General features: G+C 71.7%; 15 protein-coding genes. 7 read left to right on the top strand and 8 right to left on the bottom strand.

Going from position 1 to position 18,800, the window contains the following annotated elements; genetic code table 11:
- The first annotated feature begins 6 nt into the window (after positions 1–6).
- The 7 genes from K4G64_RS19010 to K4G64_RS18980 all read left to right on the top strand — a co-directional run bounded on the left by K4G64_RS19010 (position 7) and on the right by K4G64_RS18980 (position 8,518).
- The gene (locus K4G64_RS19010) at positions 7–2,880 is read left to right on the top strand and encodes a glycoside hydrolase family 2 TIM barrel-domain containing protein (protein ID WP_221757214.1); all 2,874 of its coding nucleotides are present in this window, start codon (positions 7–9) and stop codon (positions 2,878–2,880) included.
- Positions 2,881–3,006: 126 nt separating this feature from the next.
- On the top strand, positions 3,007–4,002 hold the full coding sequence (locus K4G64_RS19005; protein ID WP_221757230.1) for an ATP-binding cassette domain-containing protein: 996 nt from the start codon (positions 3,007–3,009) through the stop codon (positions 4,000–4,002).
- Position 4,003: 1 nt separating this feature from the next.
- Complete coding sequence (locus K4G64_RS19000; RefSeq protein ID WP_221757213.1) at positions 4,004–4,807, top strand: ABC-2 family transporter protein; 804 nt, start codon at positions 4,004–4,006, stop codon at positions 4,805–4,807.
- 1 nt (position 4,808) lies between these two features.
- The gene (locus K4G64_RS18995) at positions 4,809–5,615 is read left to right on the top strand and encodes an ABC transporter permease (RefSeq protein ID WP_221757212.1); all 807 of its coding nucleotides are present in this window, start codon (positions 4,809–4,811) and stop codon (positions 5,613–5,615) included.
- The gene (locus K4G64_RS18990; RefSeq protein WP_221757211.1) at positions 5,612–6,187 is read left to right on the top strand and encodes a hypothetical protein; all 576 of its coding nucleotides are present in this window, start codon (positions 5,612–5,614) and stop codon (positions 6,185–6,187) included. The genes K4G64_RS18995 and K4G64_RS18990 overlap by 4 nt, the downstream gene beginning before the upstream one ends.
- A gap of 215 nt (positions 6,188–6,402) precedes the next feature.
- Positions 6,403–7,722 (top strand): jacalin-like lectin, encoded by a 1,320-nt coding sequence (locus K4G64_RS18985; RefSeq protein WP_221757210.1) that lies wholly within the window; start codon positions 6,403–6,405, stop codon positions 7,720–7,722.
- Between the two features lie 214 nt (positions 7,723–7,936).
- Positions 7,937–8,518: a TetR/AcrR family transcriptional regulator gene (locus K4G64_RS18980; RefSeq protein ID WP_221757209.1), complete on the top strand. Its 582-nt coding sequence runs from the start codon at positions 7,937–7,939 to the stop codon at positions 8,516–8,518.
- 45 nt (positions 8,519–8,563) lie between these two features.
- Here the strand turns inward: K4G64_RS18980 and K4G64_RS18975 are convergent, their stop codons facing one another.
- The 8 genes from K4G64_RS18975 to K4G64_RS18940 form a co-directional block, all read right to left on the bottom strand.
- Positions 8,564–9,367, bottom strand: coding sequence for an isocitrate lyase/phosphoenolpyruvate mutase family protein (locus K4G64_RS18975; protein WP_221757208.1), 804 nt, complete (start codon positions 9,365–9,367; stop codon positions 8,564–8,566).
- A 61-nt stretch (positions 9,368–9,428) separates the two neighbouring features.
- Positions 9,429–11,111: a DUF2264 domain-containing protein gene (locus K4G64_RS18970; RefSeq protein ID WP_221757207.1), complete on the bottom strand. Its 1,683-nt coding sequence runs from the start codon at positions 11,109–11,111 to the stop codon at positions 9,429–9,431.
- Positions 11,112–11,190: 79 nt separating this feature from the next.
- Positions 11,191–12,234, bottom strand: coding sequence for a rhamnogalacturonan acetylesterase (locus K4G64_RS18965; protein ID WP_221757206.1), 1,044 nt, complete (start codon positions 12,232–12,234; stop codon positions 11,191–11,193).
- Positions 12,235–12,630: 396 nt separating this feature from the next.
- Positions 12,631–14,043, bottom strand: coding sequence for an RICIN domain-containing protein (locus K4G64_RS18960; protein ID WP_221757205.1), 1,413 nt, complete (start codon positions 14,041–14,043; stop codon positions 12,631–12,633).
- A gap of 1 nt (position 14,044) precedes the next feature.
- On the bottom strand, positions 14,045–15,181 hold the full coding sequence (locus K4G64_RS18955; protein ID WP_221757204.1) for a family 43 glycosylhydrolase: 1,137 nt from the start codon (positions 15,179–15,181) through the stop codon (positions 14,045–14,047).
- Positions 15,182–15,441: 260 nt separating this feature from the next.
- A complete protein-coding gene (locus tag K4G64_RS18950; protein WP_221757203.1) occupies positions 15,442–16,269 on the bottom strand; it encodes an MOSC domain-containing protein in 828 nt (275 codons plus the stop codon).
- Positions 16,270–16,309: 40 nt separating this feature from the next.
- Positions 16,310–17,428, bottom strand: coding sequence for an aminoglycoside phosphotransferase (locus K4G64_RS18945; RefSeq protein ID WP_221757202.1), 1,119 nt, complete (start codon positions 17,426–17,428; stop codon positions 16,310–16,312).
- An 8-nt stretch (positions 17,429–17,436) separates the two neighbouring features.
- Positions 17,437–18,800 (bottom strand): amino acid permease (locus K4G64_RS18940; protein WP_221757201.1); only part of this gene is annotated, 1,364 nt, incomplete at its 5' end.

Raw genomic sequence — 18,800 nt, 5'->3', positions numbered from 1 at the left:
AGACCGATGTCTTTCCGCACGACCCCATCCGTCGACTACGTCGAGGACGTCTCCCCGGGCCGCGGTGCCCTGCCGCCCCGTGCCTGGTACGCGGCCTCGGACGCGCGGTCCCTGTCGCTGAACGGCAGCTGGCGGTTCCGGCTCTCGGCCACCGCCGGTGCCGAGGACGACTCGTTCGCCGAGGAGGGCTACGACGCCGGGAACTGGGCCGAGGTCAGGGTCCCCGGGCACTGGGTCCTCCAGGGCGACGGAGCGTTCGGGTCCCCGATCTACACCAACCACCTCTACCCCTTCCCGGTGGACCCGCCGTACGTCCCGACGGAGAACCCCACCGGTGACCATCTGCGCGTCTTCGACCTGCCGTCCGACTGGCCGTCGGACGGCGGGGCGGTGCTGCGCTTCGACGGGGTCGAGTCCTGTGCCCGCGTCTGGCTGAACGGCACGGAGCTCGGCGAGTTCAAGGGCTCCCGCCTCGCGCACGAGTTCGCGGTCGGCGAGTTGCTGAAGCCGGGCTCCAACGTGCTCGCCGTGCGTGTGCACCAGTGGTCGGCGGGGTCGTACCTGGAGGACCAGGACCAGTGGTGGCTGCCGGGCATCTTCCGTGACGTGACGCTGCTGCACCGCCCGGCGGGCGGCGCCGGCGACTTCTTCGTGCACGCCTCCTACGACCACACCACAGGTGAGGGCACCCTGCGCGTCGACTCCGACGTCGATGGCCGGGTGACCGTGCCGGCCCTGGACATCGATGTCGCGACCGGCGAGCCGGTGACGGTCGCGGTCCAGCCGTGGACCGCCGAGACGCCGAAGCTCTACGACGGTGAGCTGGTCACGGACGGGGAGCGGGTGCCGCTGCGGATCGGTTTCCGTACGGTCGTCCTCGAGGACGGGCTGATCAAGGTCAACGGCAAGGCCGTCCTCTTCAAGGGCGTCAACCGGCACGAGTGGCATCCCGAGCACGGCCGCGCGCTCGACCTGGAGACCATGCGCGAGGACGTGCTGCTGATGAAGCGGCACAACCTCAACGCCGTGCGCACCTCGCACTACCCGCCGCACCCGGCCTTCCTGGACCTGTGCGACGAGTACGGCCTGTGGGTCATCGACGAGTGCGATCTGGAGACCCACGGTTTCACCGAGCAGGACTGGCGGGACAACCCGGTGGACGACGACCGCTGGACCCCGGCCCTGCTGGACCGAGCGGCGCGCATGGTCGAGCGGGACAAGAACCACCCGTCGATCGTGTTCTGGTCGCTGGGCAACGAGGCCGGCACCGGCCGCGGGCTCACCGCCATGGCCGAGTGGATCCACGGCCGCGACCCCGAGCGGCTGGTGCACTACGAGGGCGACTGGAACTGCCGCGACACGGACGTGTACTCGCGGATGTACGCCTTCCACGACGAGGTCGAGAAGATCGGGCAGCGGCTCGACGGCGGCACGCTCAGGCGCCGCGAGCTGCCCTTCATCCAGTGCGAGTACGCGCACGCGATGGGCAACGGCCCGGGCGGACTCGCCGACTACCAGGAGCTGTTCGAGAAGTACGAACGGCTCCAGGGCGCCTTCGTCTGGGAGTGGATCGACCACGGCGTGCGGCACGCCGAGCTGGGCTACGCCTACGGCGGTGATTTCGGCGAGGAGCTGCACGACGGCAACTTCGTGTGCGACGGGCTGGTCTTCCCGGACCGGACGCCGTCGCCGGGCCTGATCGAGTACAAGAAGGTCATCGAGCCCGTCCATATCGAGGGCGACGGGGCCAACGGCACCGTGCACGTCACCAACAAGCAGGACTTCGCCGATCTGTCGGCCCTGGCCTTCGAGTGGTCGTGCCAGGTGGACGGCGAGACCGTCGAGTCGGGTTCGCTGGCGGTGCCGGCTCTCGCGCCGGGCGAGAGCGCCGAGGTGAAGCTGCCCGAGCCGCCCGTGGACGGCCGGGGCGGCGAGCGACAGTGGACGGTGCGGGCGCTGCTCGCGGACGACACGTCCTGGGCCGCGAAGGGGCACGTCGTGGCCTGGGGCCAGTTCGCGGTGGGGGCTCGGCCGCTGCCGTCCTTCCCCGCGACGGACCGGCCCGTGCCGGACGGGGACCGGATCACGCTCGGCCCGGCCGGGTTCGACGCCCGCACCGGTGCGCTGCTCACGATCGGCGGGGTGGCGGTCGACGCGACGCCGCGGCTGGACGTGTGGCGGGCGACGACCGACAACGACGACGGGGCCGAGTGGCAGACCGACGCCCGCTACGGGACGCTGTGGCGCACGCTCGGGCTGCACCGGATGCGGCATCGCCTGGTCTCGGTCGAGGCGGGCGACGACGCGCTGACGGTCCGGACCCGGGTGGCGCCCGCAGCCCGCGAGGTGGGGCTGGACACGGTGTACCGGTGGACGTCCGACGGCGAGCGGCTGCGGCTGACCGTGTCCGTGACGCCTCAGGGCGACTGGACGGTGCCGCTGCCCCGGCTCGGTGTCCGCTTCGGGCTGGCGGAGGCGGACCGGGTGGAGTGGTTCGGCGGCGGTCCCGGCGAGGCGTACCCGGACACCGGCACGGCGTCCATGGTGGGCCGCTGGCAGTCGACGGTGGACGGGCTGCAGACGCCGTACGTCCGTCCGCAGGAGAACGGCGCCCGGGCCGACGTGCGCTGGGTGGAGCTCGGCGGGCTCAGGATCGAGGGTGACCCGGAGTTCTGGTTCACGGCGCGGCGCTGGACGACCGAGCAGCTGGACGCGGCCCGGCACCGCACCGACCTCACGGCCGGCGACACGGTGTGGGTCAACCTCGACCACGGGCAGCACGGCATCGGCTCGCAGTCCTGCGGCCCGGGTCCGTTGCCGCAGTACTTCCTGAAGGCCGAGCCGGCGGAGTTCTCGTTCGTGTTCTCGACCGCCACATAAGAAAGACGATTAAGCGATTGGCTGATTGATCGACATTTCGAGAGTGTCGGGATGTCATCCGCGGCCGGTCGGCCCTTGTGCCGACCGGCCGCCGCCGTGTTCACCGCAAGGGAGTTGGTGAGTCAGTTGAGTGTCGCCATCGAGGTCCGCGGGCTGTCCCGTACCTTCCACACCACCGTTCGCCGACCCGGCTTCACGGGTGCCGTCCGTTCCCTGGTCAACCCCGAGCGGGTGGCCAAGCACGCCGTCTCCGACATCACCTTCGACGTGGCCGCGGGTGAACTCCTCGCCCTGCTCGGCCCGAACGGCGCCGGCAAGTCCACCACTATCAAGATCCTCACCGGCATCCTCACCCCCACCTCGGGCGAGGCCCGGGTCGCGGGCGTCGTGCCGTACCGCGAGCGGGAGCGCAACGCCCGGAACGTGGGCGCGGTGTTCGGACAGCGCACCCAGCTGTGGTGGGACCTGCCGGTGCGCGAGTCGTTCGCGATCCTGCGCGACATCTACGAGGTGCCCAGGGCCGAACACGCCGCCCGGCTCGCGGAGTTCGACGACATCCTGGAGCTGTCGTCGTTCTGGGACACCCGGGTCCGCCACCTCTCGCTCGGCCAGCGGGTGCGCAGCGATCTGGCCGCCGCCCTGCTGCACGACCCGCCGGTGGTGTTCCTGGACGAGCCGACCATCGGCATGGACGTGGTGGTGAAGGAGCAGGTGCGGGAGTTCCTGCGGCACCAGGTGGAGCAGCGCGGCCGTACGGTCCTGCTGACCACGCACGACATGACGGAGGTCGAGCGGCTCGCCGAGCGGGTCGTGCTGGTCAACCACGGCCGGCTGATGCTGGACGGCTCGCTCGACGAGATCCGCCGGAAGTTCGGCTCGACCTGGCAGGTGCGGGCCACGCCGGCCGATCCGCACGCCGAGGTCGTCCCGCCGCCGGGCACCAGACTGCTGCGGCGCACCGGCGCGCAGATCGTCCTCGGCCCCGACGGGCCGGACGCGCCCACCGTCCAGCAGGCGCTGAAGGCGGTGATCGAGCGGTTCGAGGTGACGGACATCGCCCTGGACGAGGCGGACCTCGAGGACGTGATGCGGGCCGCGTACGCGCACGCCGGGGAGGTCTGACGTGGCCGTGCTCCACGCCTGGCGCGCCGCCCGGGTCACCCCGCTCGGCGAGCTGAACGCACCGCCCCGGATGACCGCCGTCGCCCTGCGGCTGGCCGTCCAGGTGGTGCTGGTCTGGTCGCTGTGGAGGGGCCTGTACGCGCAGACCGGCACGACCGCGGGGCTGAGCCGCGACCAGGCAGTCACGTACGCCGTGCTGGCCGTACTGGCGTCCCGGCTGCGCGAGTTGGACCAGTACGCGGGCCGGGACACGGTCCTTCAGCACATGCACTTCGGGACCATCGTGTACTGGTACCTGCGGCCGCTGCCGCCGCAGCGCTACTACGCCCTGCGAGCCGCCGGAGAGCAGCTGTACGGGCTGGCGTGGGCGCTGACCGGATATGTGATCTGCCTGGCCGCCGGTGTCGTCGAACCGCCCGCGTCGCCCGAGGTGGCCGGGGTGTTCGCGCTCAGCATGCTGCTCGGCCAGTGGGTCCTGTACTACGTCATGCTGATGCTCGACCAGTTGTGCTTCTGGACGGTCCGCAACACCGCGGCGATGCTCATCCTGCTGTTCGCGCAGAATCTGCTGTCCGGGGTGTACGCGCCGCTGTGGTTCTTCCCGGACTGGTTCGTGGCGATGAGCGCGTTCCTCCCCTTCCAGGCCACGCTGAGCGTGCCGTTGTCGCTGTACGTGGGCCGGATCCCGTTGTCCGACGCGGCGTTCCAGCTCTCCGTGCAGGCCGCTTGGGTCGTGGCGCTGGCGTTGTTCACCCGGTTGCTGTGGCGGCGGGCCGCCCGGCGCGTGATCTCGCAGGGAGGCTGAGATGTCGTTGAAGGCTCTGCGGATCGTGTGGCGCGTGACGGCGCTCAACTTCCGCGCGCAGCTGGAGTACCGCACCGAGTTCCTGCTGATGATCGCGATCGGCGCGATCTGGCAGGTGTCGGTGATCGTGTTCGCGACGGTGCTGCTGTCGCGGTTCGCCGGGATGGGCGGCTGGGACAGCTCCGACGTGCTGCTGATCCCGGCGACGCGGATGCTGGCGCACGGGCTGTTCGTGCTGTTCCTGGGGCGCATGCACTGGGCCGGCCGGCAGGTCCAGGAGGGCCGGATCGACATCTACCTGATGCGTCCGATGCCGGTCCACCGCCAGATACAGCTGGCGTTCTTCCCGACCAACGCCATCGGGGACCTCACGGTGGCGGCGGGCCTGATGGCGGGGGCGCTCTCCCGCAGCGATCTGGACTGGACGACGGGCCGGATCACGTACCTGGTCGCGGCCGTACTCGGCGGCATGCTGCTGGAGGCGGCCCTGTTCACGGTCGTGGCCAGTGCGTCCCTGCGCTTCCCGGCCGCCGACATGTGGGGCCGCTGGCTGGAGGAACTCCTCGGCACCTTCGGCAGCTACCCACTGAACGTCCTGCCCAAGGCGGTGGGCGGACTCCTCACCTACGGCCTCCCGCTCGCGTTCGTCGCCTACTTCCCGGCGGCGGTCCTGACGGGCCACGGCCACTCGACTGGAGTCCCGTACTGGCTCGCGGCGGCCTCACCGCTGCTCGGGCTGCTGGCGTACCTGGCGGCGCGGATGCTGTGGAAGTGGAGCCTGGGGCACTACACCGGGATCAACGGATGAGCGCGCGGGAGTACGCCGCCGAAGCCGTCGTGTGGAGCCGGCTGGCCGGGCTGCTCGCGGCGGCCGGTGACCGCGAGGAGGTCCAGGCGTGCTGGGAGATCGGCGAGCAGGAGGCCGGCCTGGAGCTGCTGGTCGACCGGCTGCTCGGACAGGGCACGGGCGTCGAGGAGTCGGCCCGTGCCGAGCTCGCGGTGATGGCCGAGCAGTGGGGCGAGTGGGAGTGGCTCGGCATGCGGATCGCGGCCCTGCCCCACGTCGGCGAGGAGGACGGTCGGCTGCGGGTGCTCCAGGACGGGGCGGAGGAGACACGGCCGGCCGGATTTGTCCTGCCGGAGCATCCGCTCGCCGCGTCGGTGCTCGTTCCGTGGATCGTGTGCGCGCCCTGCGGGCGGGTGCTGGCAAGGGCCCACCGGCGGGAGCAGTGGGGCTCCTTGTCGTTCCTGGCGCAGGGATACGTCGTGTTCGGGCCCGGACTCGCCCCGGTGGTCTTCCTCCGGGAGGAACCCGGAGCGGCCTGGGAGGCGCTGGCCTCGCTGCGGAACGGCTGCGGTTGCGGTTGTGACCGCGGGTGAGTCGCAACCTCCCCCGTCACCGATGCACGGCCACCCTACGGCGGCCTCGTGGGGTACGGATGCGGACCTCCTGCGTCACTCCTGACGCCAGGGCGTCTCCCACTGTTCGCGCTGTTCCCCTTGCGCACCAAGGGCGTTGTCCCGAACCTGAGCATCGTTCATCCTTCTTTCCCCCTCCTCCTTCCCCCTCACCTCTCCGACCGGAGACACCCCCCATGAAGAGACTGATCGGCACCGTCGTGGCCGCCGCCCTGGCCGTCACGGGACTGGCCACCACCAGCGCGACTCCCGCCGTCGCCGCGGAGTCCGGCTCCTTCAGCGTCCTCACCTACAACGTCGCAGGCCTCCCCGAGGGCCTGAGCTCCGGCAACCCGGCGAAGAACACGCCGCTGATCTCGCCGCGCCTCGGGGCGTACGACATCGTCAACGTGCAGGAGGACTTCAACTACCACGCCGCCCTGTACGCGGGCGACGACCACGCCCACCGCACCGCGACCAGCGGCGGCGTACCGTTCGGAGACGGCCTCAACACCCTCTCGGATCATCCCTTCGAGGACTTCCAGCGCGTCAAGTGGAACAAGTGCACCGGCACCAACTGCCTCACGCCGAAGGGCTTCTCGCTGGCGCGGGTGCGGCTCGCCGAGGGTGTCTTCCTGGACCTCTACAACGTGCACACCAACGCGGACGACACCGACGACGCGCTCGCCGCCCGCCGCGCCAACGTCGAGCAGCTCTCCGCCTTCATCCGGGCGAACTCGTCCGGCAACGCGGTGATCGTCATGGGCGACACCAACACGCGGTACACACGCTCCGGCGACAACATCCGCACGCTCGTGAACGAGAACGGCCTGACCGACGCGTGGGTCCAGCGTGTGAAGGGCGGGACGCCCCCGGCCCAGGGCGGCGCCGCGCTCGTCTGCCCCACCACGGCACCGCCGGACGACTGCGAGGTCGTGGACAAGGTCCTCTACCGCGGCAGCAGACTGCTGAGCCTGAACGCGACCCGTTACGGCAACGCGTGGGCGTCCTTCCTGGACCCGGCCGGCGGCAACCTCTCCGACCACTTCCCGCACGCGGTGGACTTCTCCTACACGCTCGACCCGTCGCTGCGCGCGAGCGACTTCTTCGGCGGCCCGCACGGCACGGCCTTCAACGACGCGGACGACCTGCCGTCCGTCCCGTCCCCGCGCACGCTCAGCCTGCGCGGAGGCGCCCGCCTGGACGCCGTGTCCCTCACCCACGACGGCGGCCCGACCCTCACCCACGGCGGCACGGGCGGCACCGCGACCTCCCTGACCCTGGCCGCGGGTGAACACCTCACCTCGGTCAAGCTGACGCAGGGTCAGAAAGACGGGCGTACACGTCTGTTCTCGGCGTCGTTCACGACGGACCGCGGCCACACCCTGTCCGCCGGCACGGCCACGTCCGACGCGAAGACCTTCACGGCCCCCTTCGGCCGCCAGATCGTGGGCTTCACGGGCCGCGCGGGCGACGAGCTGGACAAGCTGGGGGTGGTGTACGCGCCGATCCGCTGAGCGGGGCGACGGCAACCGGGCACCCGGGGGGGGCGGGGTCAGCGCGCGCAAGAGCCGACAGCGGTGGGGTGTGATCCGCGGGGCATGCCCCGTGCGGCGTGGCCGGTGGGGCACGGCGTCCGCCCTCCCTCACCGGCGGCTACGATCGCTCCCAGCTCCCGTGGAGCCTCACCGACGACACGGCCCCTCTTCGAGAGGTGACCCCGAACCCCCCATGCCCAGAGCCGGTCTGACCCCCGAGCGCCTCGTCGCAGCCGCGGCCGACCTCGCCGACGAAGCGGGATTCGAGGCTGTCACCCTCTCCGCCCTGGCCCGTCGCTTCGGGGTGAAGGACGCGAGTCTGTACACCCACGTCCGGAATCTGCGGGATCTGCGGATCCGGATGGCCCTCCTCGCCGGTGGCGAGATGATCGACCGGATCGCGGAGGCGGTCGAGGGGCGGGCGCCCGGCAGGGACACGCTGGCCGCCTTCGCCGCCGCCTACCGGGCCTACGCCCTGGAGCACCCGGGCCGGTACGCGGCGACACAGCTCCGGATCGACCCGGAGCTCGTCACCGACTCCCCCGCGATGCGCCGCACGACCGACGTCACCTACGGCATGCTCCGCGCCTACGGCCTGGAGGAACCCGACCTAACCGACGCCGTGCGCCTGCTGCGCAGCACCTTCCACGGCTACTGCGCCCTGGAGTCGACCGGCGCCTTCGGCGCGCCCCGTGACGTGCAGGTCTCGTGGGACAGGGCGATCGACGCCCTGCACGTACTGCTACGGAACTGGCCCAGCGAGCAGAGGGCATAGCCGGGTTGCACTCCCTCGGCAGCGACCCCTTGACCCTGACACCCCTCACCCGCCACCCTCACCGGCGAGCCTCGCCACCTCCTCGTACGACGGTGTCGGACCCGTCGGTGTCCGGCCCGCGCGGAGGTCCGCCACCGCCTCCAGGGCCGCGCCCAGCGCCCGCCGGTACAGCAGCGAGCCGAGGCTGATCCGGCTGACGCCGACGTCGGCGAGGTGGGGGACGGCCGGGCCGCCGGGTGAGTAGAGGACGTTGAGGGGCACGTCCAGGTGGCGCACCAGGGCCTCGATGGCGTGCAGGTCGGTGAGGCCGGGCACGAACACCCCGTCCGCGCCCGCCTCTCGATAGGCGTCGAGGCGTGCGAGGGTGCCGTCGCCGTCGCCCAGCCAATGGGTGTCGGTGCGGGCGTTGACGAACAGGCCGGGAGCGGCCAGCTTGACCGCCGCGATCTTCGCCGCGTGGCGGGCGGCCGGTCCGAGGCCGTCCTCGAGGTTGATGCCGACGGCTCCGGCGGCGCACAACTCCCTTGCGAAACACGCCACCTCCTCCGGGTCGTCGCTGAATCCGCCCTCCGCGTCGACGGACAGCAGGAACGGCTCGGACCCCAGGGCCATGGCCAGCCGCAGTGTCTCCTCCCGGGTCGCCGCCGCCCCGTCGGGGAGACCGGCGGCCGCGGCGACGCCCAGGCTCGTCGTCCCGACCGCGCGGAACCCCTGCCCCGCGAGGGCCCGCGCGGACGCGTGGTCCCAGGCGTTGGGCAGGAGCAGGGGCTTCCCGGCGCGGTGCAGGCCGGCGAAGGCGGTGGCTGCTGCCGCCGGGCCGGACGGCTTCTGCTGCGGGTCTGTGGTCATGCCGCCACGCTAGGCCCGGCTCGCTTCGGCGCGGACCGAAGAACGCGGTTGGCCGCAGGCCTCAGTCGACGTGCACGCCGGACCCGTCCAGCCGGACCCGTACGCCAGGCCCCTCGATCCAGCGGACCATCAGCTCGCCCTCCCCGGAAGCGGTGACGGCGACGCTTTCCGTCAGCGGGCCGGGGTCGGCCTCGGCGGTGAGCCGGGCCAGGGCGACGAACAGGGTGGCGTCCCCGGTGGTGACGCCGGTGAGGTCGTCGTCGAGGCCGACGGCGGGCAGCAGTTCGGCCCGGGCACCGTCCGGTGCGCTCCACCCGGTCACCCGAACCGTCGTTCCCGGTGCCGCCCCCTCGACCACATGCGCCCGTACCTCCACCGCTCCACGCGCCAGCACCACGCTCGTCACCCGCGCTCCCCCGTCGGCGGTGTGCCGGGACGCCGCCCAGCCCTCGCCCACGCCGAGCGGCTCGATGCCGGTACGGCTCGGATCTCCGGCGATCAGGACACTGTTGTCGTACGTGTCCGACGGCGTCGTCACCGTGGAGTACGCCAGCCGCGTGTAGTACGGGTCGTAGCGGACGTCCTCGCTGCCGTGGTTGTGGAGGCGGACCACACCGTCGGAACGGGTGGACTGCAGAAGCCAGTTGGGCGGCCCGACGGGGGTGACGCGGTCCGCGCGTTCGGCGGGGGCGGCCTCCTCCGGCGCCGTCCAGACCTCGTGGTCCGGGGGCAGGAGCAGGCCGAGGAAGCCCTTGCTCGCCCAGTACGGGGAGGCCGGGCCCGAATAGCCCTGCAGGACGGACTCGTCGGGGCCGTGCCAGCCGAGGGAGAGCAGGCCGCGGTCGTCCACCGCGCCCCGGTCCAGGAAGTACTTCAGCGCGCCCGAGGCGAGCCGCCGGGTCTCGCCGGGCGGCAGGGGCGTACGGCCGGTCAGCGCGCCCAGCCACAGCGGGGCCGTCGTGGCGAAACGGTAGGTCAGCGAGCGGCCCTGGTGCATGGGGGCGCCGTCGCCGCCGAACAGGCGGGCGTAGTCCGAGAGGTGCCGGGAGAGGCGGTCGCCGTACAGCGCGAGCAGGCGCTCGTCCTGCTCCAGCCAGGCGTGCAGCACCGGGTAGAGGTGCATCGCCCAGCCGTTGTAGTAGTCGTACTTGCGGCCGTCGCCGTCGGTGTACCAGCCCTCGCCGACGTACCACTGCTCGATGCGTTCCAGGCCTCGGTCGATCGCCGCGCGGGAGGCGTCCGGCTCGTAACCGATGTCGGCGAGGAAGCCGCCCACCGTGACCGGGAACAGCTCCCAGTTGCAGGGCCAGGGCTCGGCCGTGAGGGCGTCGGCCAGCCAGGCTGCCGTCCGCCGGCGCACACCGTCGTCCAGGCGGTCCCAGAGCAGGTCCCGGGTGAGGCGGAGGGCCAGGGCGACGGACGCCGCCTCCACCAGGGGCTGACCGCGGTCCTCGATGCGGGGCCAGACGCCCGAGACACCGGCGGCGAGGCCGGTCGCATAGCGTTCCAGGGCCTTCTCGTCGCGTCGGAAGGCGGCGAGCAACAGGGTGCGGGCGTAGCCCTCCAGGCCGTCGGAGAGACGGCCCGACCAGCCGGCCCGGCCGCCGGGCAGGTGGTAGAGCGCGCGGTCCTCGGTGGCGTACGGCTCGACCGCGGCGAGCAGGGAGTCGGCCGCCGCCTCCCAGTGGGCGCGGGTGTAGCCGGTGAACGGGGACGTCGTGCGGTCGGCGGGGGGCAGCTGCATCGCATGTCTTTCGTGCTCGGGCCGGTGGATACGGATCGGACCTGGAGCGCCCCGGTTCCGGTCGGGGCGCCCCAGGGGTCTATCCCACCCGCACCGTGCCCTTCGGCACCAGACGCAGGGTGACGAGTTCGTCGCGGACCAGGCCCGCGTAGGCCGTCGCACCGCGCACCGACGTGTGCGTGTTGTCCCGCGCCTCGTCGGTGAGGTACAGCGCCTTGGAGCCTTCGACGCCGAGGGACTCCACCAGCGCCTTGGTCTTCGCCGTGAGGTCGATCAGCGGGACGTCCCGCGCCGCGGCGACCGAGCGGATGACGGCCGGGTGGTCCACACCGAGGCCGTTGACCAGGAGCGCGGTTGCGTTGTTCAGCGTGCCGTCGGGGTTGAACCAGCGCCGCACGACGGGAGTGACAAGGACCGGCTGTCCGCCCCGCTCCCGGACGCCCGCGACCAGGGCTTCCAGGTTGGCCCGGTAGGTGGCCTCGTCCGTGGTCTTGTCGTTGTGGGCGAGCTGGACCAGGACCGCGTCGCCGGGGCGGATCAGGGGCCGTACGGTGGCCCACAGCCGCGGGTTCCCCAGATAGGTGACCGTACTCTCCCCGGAATCGGCGTAGTTGGCGACGGACACGCCCTCGCGGAGGTACTGCGGCAGCTGCTGGCCCCAGCCGGAGTACGGGTCGCCGGGCTGGTCGCAGACGGTGGAGTCGCCGACCAGGAAGATCTGGCGGGCGTGCCGGGCCCGCATGACCTCGATCCCGGCGAGGGCGGGGGCGCTCCCGCCGATCCTCAGATCGAGGCCGGGGGTTCCCTCGGGGCCGGTGGGCTCGCCCTCGGGGGTGCGGACGTTCACCGTGAGACTGCGGGTGACGCGTTTTCCGGCCGGTACGGCCGTCTCGGGGAGCAGGGAGCGGCGGCTCTCACCGGTGACGCTCGTGCTGGACGCCGCCTTCCCGCCGAGGGTGACCCGCACGTCGTAGGTGCCCGGTGTGACGTCGAAGTGACAGGTGCCGGCGGCGCAGTGGGCGAGCCCCCGGCCCCCGCTCCGCACCTCCGCGTGGGCGGGTACGGACGACAACGCGGTCCCCAGGGTCACCGCCGCGACGACGGCGATGCTGAAACGTCTCACTCCAGGCTCCTCCCGGTGCACCACAAGACCTGGAGGGGGACCGTATCGCTATGGAAAAGCGCTTTCTAGACTTCGAACAGCATTGGCGAGATCTTCGGCCGTGGAGAAGCGCAAGCCCTTTCGCGAAATCGATTCAACTGCCACTCTCGCACCCGCCGCACTCCCCCCACCCTTCGCAGGAGGCACCGCCATGCCCGGAGCCACGAACAGACCGGTCGGCCGCCGTACCGTCGTCGTCGCCGCCACGGCCGGTGCCGTCGGCGCGGCCCTCGCCCGCCCGGCGCACGCCGCCGGTTTCGGCTGGGCGGGTCGGGGGCGGGCGGGTTCCTCAGCGCGGGGACGGCCATCGACGCGATCGACCTGCTGGCCTGAGCGTCCTCAGGACCGCCCGGGTCGTCATGTTCCCCGCGTCCACTGCTGGTTGGTGCCCGCGCTGCACGTGTACGTGATGAGCGCGGCTCCGTTGGCGGTGGACGCGCCGTTCACGTCGAGGCACTCGCCGCTCGCGCGGGACGTGACGTTCACGTACGAACCGGTGGTGGTCAGGGACCACTGCTGGTTCGTCGCGGAGGAGGCGCAGTTCTCCTGCGTGACCGTGCTCGCGTTCTCCTGCACGCACAGGCTGCTGTTCCTGACCATCAGCTGGTAGTAGCCGCTTCCGGCGGGCTTGAACCAGTACCTCTGGTTGCCGCCGCCGTTGCAGTCGTACTGCTTGATCTGGGCGCCCGCCCACAGCGACTGGCTCGTGACGTCCGCGCACTTGGAGGAGTGGCGGGCGATCAGGGTGTGGTACGTGGCGGCGGTACCGGTGACGGTCCCGGCGGCCGTGTCGACCGTGACCTCGGGTGACCAGGACATGGACATCGTGGTCGCGTCGGAGAAGGCCAGCGGCAGCCACACGTACCGGGAGTCGTTGACCGTCCCGCCGAACGAGTTGCCCCAGCGGTCGCCCAGGTAGAGGTACGACGTGCCCGAGGTGCCCTGCACGGGCAGGACGAACGCGGTCTGCGAGCCGTACGCCGTCGAGTCGCCGACGTTCCTCATGGCCGACCAGGGGCCGGCGATGTTGCTGGCGGTGGCGTACTGCTGCTGGTTGGGGTTCCAGCCCGTGGCGCCCGATGTCAGCATGAAGTACACGCCGTTCCGCTTGAACAGCGCCGGGGCCTCGCGGTGACCGCCGGGCCAGGGGTTGGCGACCAGGCTCGCGATGCCGGTGTAGTCGGCGGTGAGGCGGTAGATCTGCAGGTCGTAGTTCTCGCGGGCGGCGGAGATCATGTAGCCGGCGCCGTCCGTGTCGGTGAAGACGGTGATGTCGCGGGACATGTGCCGGCCGAGCGGCCGGAAGCTGCCCTTCCAGGTGTAGTCGCCGTCGACGGTGTCGGAGACGGCGACGGCGGCGCGGGCCTCGCTGTAGTCGGTGCCGTTCTCCTTGTGCATCCACATGGCGAACGTGCCGGTGGCGGCGTTGTACATGACCTTCGGGCGCTCGATGTTGGCGGTCGCGAGCTCCGGGTCACTGGCCTCGGTGAGGACGTGGTTGCGGAACTCCCAGTTCTTCAGGTCGCTCGAGCGGTAGGCGTCGACGTACCCGAAGGTGTTGTCGGCGTTGCGGTGCTCGCCGAACCAGTAGTAGTAGCTGCCGACCTTCAGCACTCCGCCGCCGTGCGCGTGGACGGGGTTGCCGGAGGTGTCGGTGAACTGGGTGCCGTTGGTGATCTTCTGGGGCGTGGCCTGGGCGGGGCCGGCGGTGACGAGGGCGCCGAACAGTCCGAGGCACAGGGCGACAAGGGTGGCGTACACACGTCTCATGTCAGTCACCCGCCGCCTGTGTGTCGGCGACGGGGATGCCGAAGTCGGGGGTCCCGTCGCGCTTCCAGCCGAGCTTCTGGACGCGGGTGTGGCGGTTGGGGTCGTTCAGTGGATCCCCGTTGATGTGCTTGTACTGGCGGGCGTGGTAGACGAGGACGTCGGTGCGGCCGTCCTCGGCGACGGTGAAGCAGTTGTGGCCGGGGCCGTACTGCTTGGTCGTGTCGTTGCTGGTGAAGACCGGGGTCGGCGACTTGGACCAGCTCAGGGGGTCCAGGAGGTGGCTGTCGGCGTCGGCGTTCAGCAGGCCCATGCAGTAGTTGAAGTCGGTGGCGCTGGCCGAGTACGTCATGAAGAGGCGGCCGTTGCGCTTGATGACGTACGGGCCCTCGTTGACCTTGAAGCCGATGCACTCCCAGTCGTACTCCGGGGTGGACAGGCGCACCTGCGGGCCCTTCAGGATCCACGGGTCGGCCATCTCCGAGAGGAAGATGCCGGTGTTGTTGTCCAGGCCGGGCTCGTGCTGGGCCCAGGCGAGGTAGCGCTTGCCCCGGTGGGTGAAGGTCGTGGCGTCCAGGGAGAAGGTCTCCCACGCCGTCTTGATCTGGCCCTTCTCCACCCAGGTGCCCTTGAAGGGGTCGGGGTGCGCGTTCTCCAGCACCCATATGCGGATCGCCCAGACGTCCTCGGCGGGGGCGGATGCGAAGTAGATGTACCACTTGCCGCCGATGCGGTGCAGTTCGGGCGCCCAGATGTGGGCGCCCATGGGGCCGGTGGCGTGGGCCCGCCAGATGACGGACTCGTCCGCCGTACCGAGGCCGCGCAGGGTGCGGGAGCGGCGCAGGATGATGCGGTCGTACTCGGGGGCGGTGGCGGTGAAGTAGTAGAAGCCGTCCTTGTGCCGGTTGATGTGCGGATCGGCACGGTTGCGGACCAGGGGGTTCACGAAGGGGGCCGGCTTCGGGTGGCCGGCGGTTGTTCCGGCAGCGGTTGTTGCGGTAGCGGTTTCTCCCCGGGGCGCCGCCTGGGCGACGCCGGGGAGGGCGGGGAGGGCGGCGAAGGCGCCGGCGGCCGCGGCGCCCTTCAACAGCGTTCTGCGGCTGGGGGGTTCGGGCAGAGCGTGGTCGCGATCGCAGCTCATGCGGTGGGGCCTGCCTCTCACTGGGGGACACACGGCGTCATCGCCCTATACGGCGTCTGATATTTCGAACACCATCTGTCATTACGAACGCCGAAAAGGTAAGGGGGTGACACGTGGAGGTCAACGGGTCCGACGGGACGAACCCGCCCGGCTTGGTGCCGAGTTCGCCGGGCTGGGTGAGGAACTCGCCGGGCTCGGTGACGAAGGCGCCGGCCTCGTTTCGGAACAGCGGGAGCACGCGGCGGTGACCCGGCCGGTCCTCACAGCTCGGACTCGCCCCACACCGTGACCTCCACCTCGTCCCCCACCGCCACCTTGCCGGGCCGGAGTACCGCGTACTTCGTGCCGAAGGCGACGCCGCCCTGGCCGGCGCGGCGGTAACCGGCGAGGGTGCGCAGGGGCTCCGGGCCCGCCCGGGTGCCGGCGCGCTGGTCGACGAGGGTGACCGCGCAGCGGATGGCGAGCTTGGCGTAGCCCAGTTCCGTGGTGCCGATGCGCAGACGGTGCGCGCGGTCCTCGGTGTGGGGGTCGTCCCAGCCGTCGACGACGAGGTTGGGGCGGAAACGGTCGACGGGGAGGGGCCGGGCACCCCGGGCGGTCATCCTGGTGTCGAGGAGGTCGAGGGTGGAGCGGGAGAGGACGTGCAGGGCGCAGCTGTCGGCGTAGCCGGAGGTGCCGGGTGTCATGCCGTCGGTCACCCGGTCGTGCTCCGGCGGGGTCCGTACCAGCCGGCTCGGTGCGCCGAGCAGCTCCGAGAGCCAGTCCGCCGCCTCGTCGCCCTGGTCGATGCCCTGGTAAGCGGTTCCGAACAGATCCACTTTCTGCCGGGTGCCGGAGGTGTGCACCCGGACGTCGAGGGGCTCGGCCTCGGGCGCGGTGAGCGTGAGGCGGTCGCCGTCGGGGGTGATGAGGGGGCGGATGACGGCCAGCAGCGGATCCCGGCGCTGCGTCCGGGACACGCCCTCCTCGCTGACGACCATGAAGCTGCGGTCGTGCGCGAGTCCCGCAGGCGTCAGCAGCGCCTCGCGCACCGACGTACCGGCGCAGCCCTTGACGGGGTAGTACGACAACTCGACGACTCGGGCCATGACCATCCGTTTCCTCAGGGCGGTTCGGCGGGTGCGCGGTTCAGCGTCCGGAGGGGGCCTCGGGAAACCCGAGCCGGGGAGCCAGCTGCCGTGCCTCGGCCGCCCATTCGGCCAGGAACGCGAGGGCCAGTCCCCGTTCCCGGTAGCGGAGTTCGGCCGAGACGGTGCCTTCGCCGCCGTAGGCCACCGGCTCCTCGTCCGCCCGCGCCAGCATCAGTGCCGTGAGCCAGTCGTACTTGACCGCGGAGGCGCACACGCCGAGTCGTACGAGGTCTTCGTCGCCGCGCCGGCCGCTCTCGCGCAGGCCCTGCACGTAGGCGTCGTAGGCCGCCTTGGCCAGGCCGGGCAGGTCCGCGGCGGGGACGAACAGGTCGAAGACGCAGTCCGGGAGGTAGGTGCCGAGGTCCTCGCCGAGGGCGCCTTCGCCGGTGAACGCCCAGTCGAGCAGGACGCCCGCGTCGGGGCCGTCCGAGCGGAGGTTCGCCGGCCACTGGTCGAGGTGGCAGAGGGTGCGGGGCAGCGACTCCATGACCGTGAGGAACCACTCGCGGTCGTGGTGGAGGCGGACCATGTCCTCGCGCAGGCCGGGCGGGAAGTGCCGTCGGACCAGGGGGTGTTGCCACGCCTCGTCGGTGTCGAGCAGGTCCTCGCCCGTCGTCTTCGCCGCCGTGTAGTCCCGCAGGAAGCCCTGCGAGAGCCAGGGGGTGTCCTCCCCCGCGCCCACGGCGCCCTGTGCCATGCCCAAGCGGTGGGCGTGGTCGACGTGGCGGGCCAGAGGCCAGGAGGTCGCCGGTTCGCCCGGCACGTCCTCCAGCCACAACGCCACGTCCCCGCCGGGGCGTTCGGCGCATTCCAGCAGGCGGGGTGCGCGGATGCCGTGCCGCTGCCAGACCTGGGCGAGGCCGGAGCCGTAGACGTACGCCTCGCGGCGCCAGAAGTTCCAGTGGCGTGGATCGTTGGACGCCGACCAGCTGACGTCGGTCTCCTTCGTCCGCGTCAGGACCTTCAGGACGGCCGAGCGGTCGCCGCCGGTGACCCGCCACACCCCGGCCGTGACGCCGTTCCACGGGTTGTGGGTGAGCGGCTGGAACACCGCCCGGTCCGCGGGGACTCCCAGAACCTCACGTACTTCGGCATGCGCTGCGGCGACCTCGGACATCCCCGATGCTATGCCGCCGCCTCCGCCGTGTCCCTGCGTCCCCACAGCCACACGTACACCGGGATTCCGGCGAACAGGAACAGCACGCCCTGGTACACGGCCGCGTACCCGGCACCGGCGATCAGCCAGAACGAGAAGCCGAAGGAGAGGACCGCGACCGTCAGGTCCCGGGCGAGTCCCGCGGGGCGGACGCGTGCGCGGGTGCCACGGGCCAGCCAGTACAGCTGGGCCGCCGCCGACAACAGGTACGGCACACAGCCGGTGAACGTGGTGATCAATACGAGGACGCGGAAGGTGGTGTCCGGCCCGGCCGTGTAGTTGAGGGCGATGAGGAGGCTGCCGAGGACGGCGCAGGCCCACACCCCGAAGCCGGGGACGCCGCCCTTGCCGAGGCGGGCGAAGGGCGCGGGGAAGAGGCCGTCGCGGGCGGCGGCGTACGGCATCTGCGCGGCCATGAGGATCCAGCCGTTGAGGCAGCCGGTGATCGACGCGACGGCGACGAGGGCGATGGCGGTGCCGCCCCAGCCGCCGCCGGTGATCGCGTTCACGGCGTCGGCGAAGGGGGCGCCCGAGTCGACGAGCCGGTCGTGCGGGACCAGCCCGAAGACGGCGATCGTGCCGAGGACGTAGACGAGGGCGGAGGCCAGGGTGCCGAGGACGCTCGCCCGGCCGACCGTGCGCTCGGGGTCGCGGACCTCACCCGCGCTGACCGCCGCGGACTCGACGCCGAGGAAGCTGTACAGCAGCAGCGCGGCGGAGGCGGCGAGCGCGCCGGAGACGCTCTGGCCGGAGGCGTTGAAGGGGCCGAAGTTGTCGGCGTCGACGAAGAACAGGCCGATCGTCGCGAGCAGGAGCAGCGGGACGAACTTCAGGATCGTGGAGACGACCTGCACCGCGCCGACCCAGCGCGTGCCCGCGAAGTTCGCCGCGGCGGGCAGCCAGAGAGCGGCCATGGCGACGAGGGCCTGGAGGACGTGGTTGCCGTGCAGGGGTATCAGGACGTCGACGTAGCCGACGACCGCGACGGCCAGGGCGGCGATGCTGACCCAGCACATCGTCCAGTACGACCAGGCCGACAGGAACCCGGCGAACTCGCCGAAGGCGTCCCGCGGATAGACGTACAGGCCGCCGGTGACGGGGCTGCGCCGGGCGAGCCGGCCGAAGAGCAGCGCGAGCAGGACGGCTCCGGCCGAGAGCACGAGGAAGGCGAGCAGGCTGATCGTGCCGTAGGGGGCGACGGTGGCGGGCAGGGCGAAGATGCCGCCGCCGATGATGTTGCCCATGACGAGGGCCGTGGCGGCGGCGAGGCCGAAGGTGCGGCGGGGGGCCGGGGCCGCGGAGACCGCCGGGGCGGTGTCGGCGGCCCCGGCCC

It is taken from the genome of Streptomyces sp. WAC04114, from assembly GCF_019733245.1.
In the GTDB taxonomy this organism is placed as follows: Bacteria; Actinomycetota; Actinomycetes; order Streptomycetales; family Streptomycetaceae; genus Streptomyces; species Streptomyces massasporeus_A.
The sequence above is the reverse complement of the archived record's forward strand: the minus strand, read 5'-3'. Positions and strand labels throughout refer to the sequence as shown.